This is a genomic window from Bacillus cereus group sp. BfR-BA-01382 (genome assembly GCF_022663475.1).
Lineage (GTDB): Bacteria > Bacillota > Bacilli > Bacillales > Bacillaceae_G > Bacillus_A > Bacillus_A thuringiensis_S.
Genome location: NZ_JAKUFQ010000007.1, coordinates 127,807 through 135,074, shown reverse-complemented (window position 1 = coordinate 135,074; position 7,268 = coordinate 127,807). Strand labels below are relative to the sequence as shown.

Genomic DNA, 7,268 nt, shown 5'->3' with positions numbered 1-7,268 from the left:
TTTTTGAAAATGATAATTATTCTCAATTTATAAGAAAAAAATAATCTCTTTTACCTATTATTTAATTAGCATTCTTTTATGTAACATAAGTATTATTGATTATCATTCTCATTTAATGTTAAAAATAATATCTCACCCTATTCCTTATACAAAGGCATAGAAACTGAGAAAAAATTATAAAACTTTTTTATTGATTATCATTCTCAATATAAATCAAAAAAAATAAACTATCTCTTCGCCTCTTCTTTCACCTCTTCCCATAACAACACTATAGTTATAGAAACCCCTTATCCCTCACTTCCCTTCCAATATTTCCACAACTAAGTCAATCTTAGCCTACTCATAATTTTTTTGTCAACTATATTACGTATAAAATTTTTAATATCTGAATTTCTCTATATATGGCTTTTTCTACAAAAAAAGAGACTTTCTATTATAGAAAGCCTCTTTTCTCTATTTTTCTACAGCAATTTCCTGCTTTTGAAACTTAGAAACTATATAACCAAATCCTATACCGATTATGCCTGGAACTAACCAACCAATTCCTACACTATATAATGGAATCTTATCTAAAATAGGTGCTAGCGCTGCAATTTGAAGGTTTGCATTGTGTAATCCATCAAAGAAACTGATTGCAAATGCTCCTACAATCCCCCCCACATACATCGCTAATGGAAGACGAACGTAGTTTTCAACAAGTGATAATACGATAAGTACGATTCCAATTGGATAAATAGCGATTAAGATTGGTAATGCTAATGCATTTAACTGAGTTAACCCAAGATTTGCTACCATAAATGCTAATACACAGAAAATGAAAACGACTTTTTGATAAGAAAGCTTTGGTAATAAGGAAGAGAAGTAATCACCACAAGCTGCAACAATACCTACAGAAGTTGTTAAACATGCTGCTGTAATTGCGATCCCTAGTAATAAAGTTCCGTAACTGCCAAATAAATGATTCACCACATTTGTTAAAATAATTCCTCCGTTTGCGCCCATTCCAAGTGACACACTAGAAGCTCCAAGATAAGCAAGCGCTAAATACACAAGTAGTAGACCAAGCGCTGCAATAAATCCTGCAAAGATTGTTACTTTTGCAATACTATTTTTATTTGTAATGCCTTTTTCTTTTAACGCATGAATTACAACATTTCCGAATACAAGTGCTGCAAGTCCATCTAAAGTTAAATATCCATCAATAAATCCTTTGAAGAGAGGAGCACTATACACTTCTGTCGGTGCACCAAATTCTCCAATTGGTGTAATAAGTGCTTTACCTACGATAATTGCAATAACAGCTAATAATATTGGAGTTAGCACTTTACCAATACGCCCCACTAATTTCGAAGGATTTAAAGCTAAATAGAAAGTTACTGCAAAGAAAATAAGTGTAAAGATAACAAGTGGATATGACTGACCTGCTATCTCACTTGGTAAAAACGGTGCAACACTCATCTCATAAGCTACTGTTCCTGTACGCGGCACACTTACGAATACGCCTAAACATAAATAAATGGCAGTGATAAAAACAAGTGCGAATATAGGATGTACACGTCCTGCTAGCTCATTAATATCTCCCTTTAAAGCTATAACAATTACGCCTAATAAAGGTAGTCCAACGCCTGTTACAATAAAACCAAACAGCGCGATCCATACGTCCGTTCCAGCACCTTGCCCTAACGCTGGTGGAAAAATCATATTACCTGCACCAAAAAACAGTGCAAATAACATTAAACTTATTGCAAACATCTCTGAAAACTTTAAAGATGATTTCATTTCTACTAACCTCCTAAAATAATTAATTTACAAAATATTCTGAAAAAGAATCCGTCACATATCCTCTTTCAAGCACACTTCCCCGTAAAAGAACGCAAAAAACACCCGTCCCTAACAAAGGGACGAGTGTTGAAATCGTGGTTCCACCCTTATTCTAATAAAATGAATTTATAACGAAATAAGCTCATTTTATAGCTCGTGTAAATTGATAACGGTTTTATCCGCCAAGAATTACAATGCATCATGCATGCAGTTCACTCTTGAAGTTTAGAGGTGGTAAGCTTGTCTTTTCGTATTAGGAAGCTCACAGCCTAAGGCTCCCCTCTCTGAGAATCGTAAAATACAACTCATGTCCTCATCATTACTTTTATAAAATATCTTGTCGAAACTTGTTGTTTTTTATTATATGGGCTATTTTTTAAAAAATCAATAGTTTTATTTTTTCTGACAAAAAATATTGGGAGAAAACTTTTCCTCCCTATAACTGATCTATTAGAATGTCTAATTCCTCCGATGTAACGCTCCTCCACTTTCCTACTTCAAGCTCATTTAGCTCTATATTCATAATGCGTACTCGCTTTAGCTTTATTACAGTAAACCCGAAAGCACGGCTCATTCTACGAATTTGCCTGTTCATCCCTTGCGTTAAAATGATACGAAATGTTGATTGATCGACTCTCGTCACTTTACACGGCTTCGTCATACCATCTTTAATCTTTACACCGCTGGACATCTCATTAATAAACCAGTCCGTAAAAGGTTTATCGACTGTGACAACATATTCTTTCTCGTGCTCATGATTACCATGTAAAATTTGATTCGCAATCGTACCGTCATTCGTTAATAAGATAAGTCCTTCTGATGCTTTATCTAATCGCCCAACTGGAAAGATTCGCTCTGGATAATTGATATAATCAATAATATTATCTTCAATATGATCGGCTGCTGTACAAGTAATTCCGACCGGCTTATGAAAGGCTATATACACCTTCTCTTTCTCTTCTTTTGCAATAACCTGCCCATCAATCGTTACTACATCACCATCGCTCACGAGTGCACCGTGCGTACATATTTCGCCGTTAATAGCCACGCGTCCAGCTTTAATGAGGCGATCTGTTTCACGTCTTGAGCAGGATTTTGCTTCGCTTATGTATTGGTTGATTTTCATGTTTTATTCCTTTTCACATATATTAAAAGCGTCAATCTATGGCAATATCATTATGCCACGATTGACGCTTTTTCAATTCGCAAAAACAACTAAATAAATAACCCCAATCACCAAAAATATTCCACAACAAGCTAACAATACTTTTGCAAGTTTGTCCATAAACATATAATGGTTTCCCCTTTGTTTCGTTGTTTTCTATTTTAATTCGACAACTGTTACGCCTAGGCCTCCCTCGCCCATGTCACCGTAACGGTAATTCTTCACGCCGCGGTGCTTCTTCAAGTAATCTTGTACACCTTGGCGAAGCGCTCCTGTTCCTTTACCGTGAATGATTGATACACGAGGATAACTTGCAAGCTGGGCATCGTCTAAATATTTTTCAACGCGCATCATTGCATCTTCATAACGTTCACCGCGAAGATCAAGTTCCAATGAAACGTGGTAATCTCTACCCTTTACACTTGCGACTGCTTTTTTCTCTGTTTGCTTCGGTGTGTTAATGTATTCCATGTTAGATTCTTTTACTTTCATCTTCAGAATACCGATTTGTACGCTCCACTCTGTATCACTTACTTTTTCAAGTAATTGACCCTTTTGACCGAACGTTAATACTTTTACTTCATCACCTGCCCGTAACTGTTGTTTCGGCGCAGTATTTTTCACGTTTACTTTTTGTTTCTTCACAAGCTCTGGCGCTGTGCCTTCTAGACGGCTCTTCGCTTCAATAAGCTCATGATCTTTCACATTTACAAGCTGTGCTTTACGCAATTGACGAAGTTCTTGAATAATACCTTCTGCTTCTTTCTTCGCAGCTTCGACTTTTTCTTCCCCTTCTTTTTGCGCTTTTAATAATTTTTCATCACGCTCATCGTTAAACTCAATAATTTGACGTTGCAACTCACGATGAAGTTTCTCAGATTGTTTGCGAAGTGCCTCTGCTTCGTTCCAGTCACGCTCTGCGTTCTTCTGGCTTTCTTCTAACTTCGCAATCATATTTTCAATTTTATTTGTATCTGTACTAATGTGGTTACGTGCTTGATCAATAACGCGATCAGATAATCCAAGGCGCTTTGAAATTTCAAAGGCGTTACTGCGACCTGGTACACCGATTAATAATTTATAAGTTGGACTTAATGTATTTACATCAAACTCAACACTCGCATTAATAACTTGCTCACGGTTGTATCCGTATGCTTTTAATTCTGGGTAATGCGTCGTAGCAACAACACGAGCACCGCGGTTACATACTTCATCTAAAATCGAAATTGCTAGTGCAGCACCTTCTTGCGGGTCTGTTCCAGCACCTAATTCATCAAATAAAACTAAGCTTTCAAAATCAGCTTTTTCTAAAATATCTACAATGTTCACCATATGTGAGGAGAACGTACTTAAGCTTTGTTCAATCGACTGCTCATCACCAATATCAGCAAAGATGTTTTTAAATACACAAATCTCTGACTCATCCATTACTGGAATGTGAAGACCAGATTGCGCCATTAATACACAAATACCAACTGTTTTCAGCGTAACTGTTTTACCACCTGTATTCGGTCCTGTAATAACAATTGTCGTGAAATCTTTACCTAGCATAATGTTATTTGGCACAATAATTTCTGGATCGATTAGCGGATGACGAGCTTGTCTTAAATCCATATAACGCTCGTTATTTACGATTGGTTTCGTTGCTTTAATTCGCTTCGCATAAAAAGCTTTCGCAAAGATGAAATCAAGATTTGCAACTACTTCTACGTTTGATAAAACGATATCGGCTTCTACTGCCACTTCTTCTGTTAACATTAATAATATACGTTCAATTTCTTGTTTTTCTTTCACTCGTGCTTCTTGTAGTGCATTATTTAATTCTACAATGACTTGCGGTTCAATAAATAACGTTTGTCCAGAAGCAGATTGATCGTGAACAATACCACCATATACGCCGCGGTATTCTTGTTTTACTGGGATTACGTAACGTTCGTTACGAATCGTTACAATCGAGTCAGACAGCATCTTTTGCGCGTTTGAAGAACGCGTCATATTTTCTAACTTTTCACGAATACGACTTTCCGCAGTACGAATTTGAGTACGAATACCACGCAGTTTATCACTCGCGCTATCGACTACTTCACCGCCATCACCGATGCAATTTGTAATTTTCTTTTCTAAATCATATAAAGATACAATTTGAGCGACATGAGTTTCTAAAATCGGAAGCTCGACACCGTTATCAACCATATCTTCAATGAAACGTTTCATATTGCGACTACCATACATCGTATTCGCAATATCAAGTAGTTCATTCGGGCTTAACATGCTTCCAATCTTTGCACGCTTCACATTTGAACGAATATCCGTAATGCCACCTAATGGTGCACTACCTTTTAAACGAATGACTTTCGCTGCTTCATCCGTTGTATCTTGCATTTCTACAATTTCTTCAAAATCAGTGCTCGGCACTAAATGCTTCACTTTATCACGGCCAAGTGAAGAGGCTGTATGTTCAAGTAATTGTTCTTTTACTTTATTGTATTCTAATACACGCAACGTTCTTTCTAACATGTTGCAGGTCCCCCTTGTGTTACTTATTACGTTTAATATAGTCTAATAAACGTTCAATATCCCACGTGTTAATCACGTTATCTTTTTGAATCCAACCTTTACGTGCTGCACCTACACCTGTTTCCATATCTTCTAACATTTCAAGTGTATGAGCATCCGTATTAATCGCTACTTTTACACCAGCATCTTGTGCTTGTTTTAATAATTTCGCGCTTAAATCTAGACGGTTCGGATTCGCATTTAATTCTAAAACTGTATTTGTCTCTTTTGCGAGTTCAATTAATAAATCTGTATCTACATCATAACCCTCACGGCGCCCGAGAAGACGTCCTGTCGGATGAGCAATCATTGTGACATGTTTATTCTCAAGTGCAGTACGCAGACGCTTCATAATCGTTTCACGGTCTTGTGAGAAGCTAGAGTGGATCGCTCCAATGACATAGTCTAATTCTTCTAATACTTCATCATCAAAATCAAGCGAGGCATCTGGTAAAATGTCCATTTCAATTCCGCGTAAAATTGTAATGTCTGGATACTTTTCATTCATACGTTCAATTTCTTTCGCTTGCTCACGAAGACGCTCTTTCGTTAAACCATTCGCTACTTTCAAATATTGCGAGTGATCAGTAATCGCCATAAACTTATATCCACGAGCACGGCACGCTTGTACCATTTCTTCAATAGAAAAAGCACCGTCACTCCAAGTTGTATGCATATGTAAATCACCTTGTATATCGGAAAACTGAATTAAGTTCGGATACTCTTTAATTAATTCAATTTCTTTTCCATCTTCACGCACTTCTGGCGGAATAAATGGCAGACCGAAATGAGCGAAGAAGTCTTCTTCATTCTCAAATGTTTTCACTTCACCTGTTTCCAAGTTTTCTACACCGTACTCACTAATTTTCTCGCCTTTATCTTTTGCGATTTGACGCATTTTTACGTTATGGTCTTTTGATCCTGTGAAATGGTGAAGAGTTGTAATAAACTCTTCTGGTTTTACTAAACGAAAATCGATTGAAATATCATATTCATATTGAAGACGAACCGAAACTTTCGTATCTCCACTTGCGATTACTTCAATCATATTATCGAATTGTAGTAAATGCTCACGTACCGCTGCTGGTTCTGTGGTTGCAATGATAAAATCTAAATCTTTCACTGTTTCTCTCGCGCGGCGCAAACTACCAGCGCGAGAGAAACGAATTACTTCAGCAATATTCGACAATTTCTCCTCTATTTCCCCGGCAATAGGCAATACCATCGCGATTGGTAAACGCTCTGGACGAGAGCCTACTTGATCGATTGCTTCTAATATTTTCTCTTCTGTCTTCTTACCGAAACCTGCTAAAGCCTGTACTTTATTTTCCTCACAAACAGCTTTTAGCGATTCCATATCAACAACACCAAGTTCTTTATATAACTTAGCTACCTTCTTACCACCAAGTCCTGGTAGTTTTAATAACGGCAATAAGCTACTTGGTACTTCTTTCTCAAGTTCTTGTAATACTTCAGATGTTCCCGATTCTATATATTCTTGAATAACGGCTGCTGTTCCTTTTCCGATGCCTGGAATCTTTGTGAAATCTTCAATTTCAGAAAGACTACGATCGTCACTTTCTAATGCTGCTGCCGCTTTACGAAATGCAGATATTTTAAATGGATTCGCACCCTTTAGTTCCATAAAAAGCCCGATTGTCTCTAATAATTTGATAACTTGTTTTTTATTTACTTTCATCATTGCCCCGCCTTTCTTTCATAGAAA

At 36.9% G+C, this 7,268-nt stretch carries 4 protein-coding genes and 1 other annotated feature; all 4 genes read right to left on the bottom strand.

Going from position 1 to position 7,268, the window contains the following annotated elements:
• Positions 1-453 precede the first annotated feature (453 nt).
• The 4 genes from brnQ6 to polX all read right to left on the bottom strand — a co-directional run bounded on the left by brnQ6 (position 454) and on the right by polX (position 7,241).
• On the bottom strand, positions 454-1,779 hold the full coding sequence (gene brnQ6 / locus MR160_RS05415; protein WP_000842652.1) for a branched-chain amino acid transport system II carrier protein BrnQ6: 1,326 nt from the start codon (positions 1,777-1,779) through the stop codon (positions 454-456).
• Between the two features lie 115 nt (positions 1,780-1,894).
• Positions 1,895-2,150 (bottom strand) — a binding site (T-box leader).
• Between the two features lie 107 nt (positions 2,151-2,257).
• Entirely contained in the window at positions 2,258-2,947 is a 690-nt protein-coding gene (locus MR160_RS05410) for a 23S rRNA pseudouridine(2604) synthase RluF (protein ID WP_017763639.1), read from the bottom strand.
• 195 nt (positions 2,948-3,142) lie between these two features.
• A complete protein-coding gene (locus MR160_RS05405) occupies positions 3,143-5,503 on the bottom strand; it encodes an endonuclease MutS2 (RefSeq protein ID WP_000893725.1) in 2,361 nt (786 codons plus the stop codon).
• Positions 5,504-5,522: 19 nt separating this feature from the next.
• Positions 5,523-7,241: a DNA polymerase/3'-5' exonuclease PolX gene (polX, locus tag MR160_RS05400; protein WP_044784573.1), complete on the bottom strand. Its 1,719-nt coding sequence runs from the start codon at positions 7,239-7,241 to the stop codon at positions 5,523-5,525.
• Positions 7,242-7,268: the final 27 nt, after the last annotated feature.

Bases quoted from the DNA above. Each gene is read 5' to 3' on its own strand.
- brnQ6 (WP_000842652.1), bottom strand. From the start codon at position 1,779: ATGAAATCATCTTTAAAGTTTTCAGAGATGTTTGCAATAAGTTTAATG.
- MR160_RS05410 (WP_017763639.1), bottom strand. From the start codon at position 2,947: ATGAAAATCAACCAATACATAAGCGAAGCAAAATCCTGCTCAAGACGT.
- MR160_RS05405 (WP_000893725.1), bottom strand. From the start codon at position 5,503: ATGTTAGAAAGAACGTTGCGTGTATTAGAATACAATAAAGTAAAAGAA.
- polX (WP_044784573.1), bottom strand. From the start codon at position 7,241: ATGAAAGTAAATAAAAAACAAGTTATCAAATTATTAGAGACAATCGGG.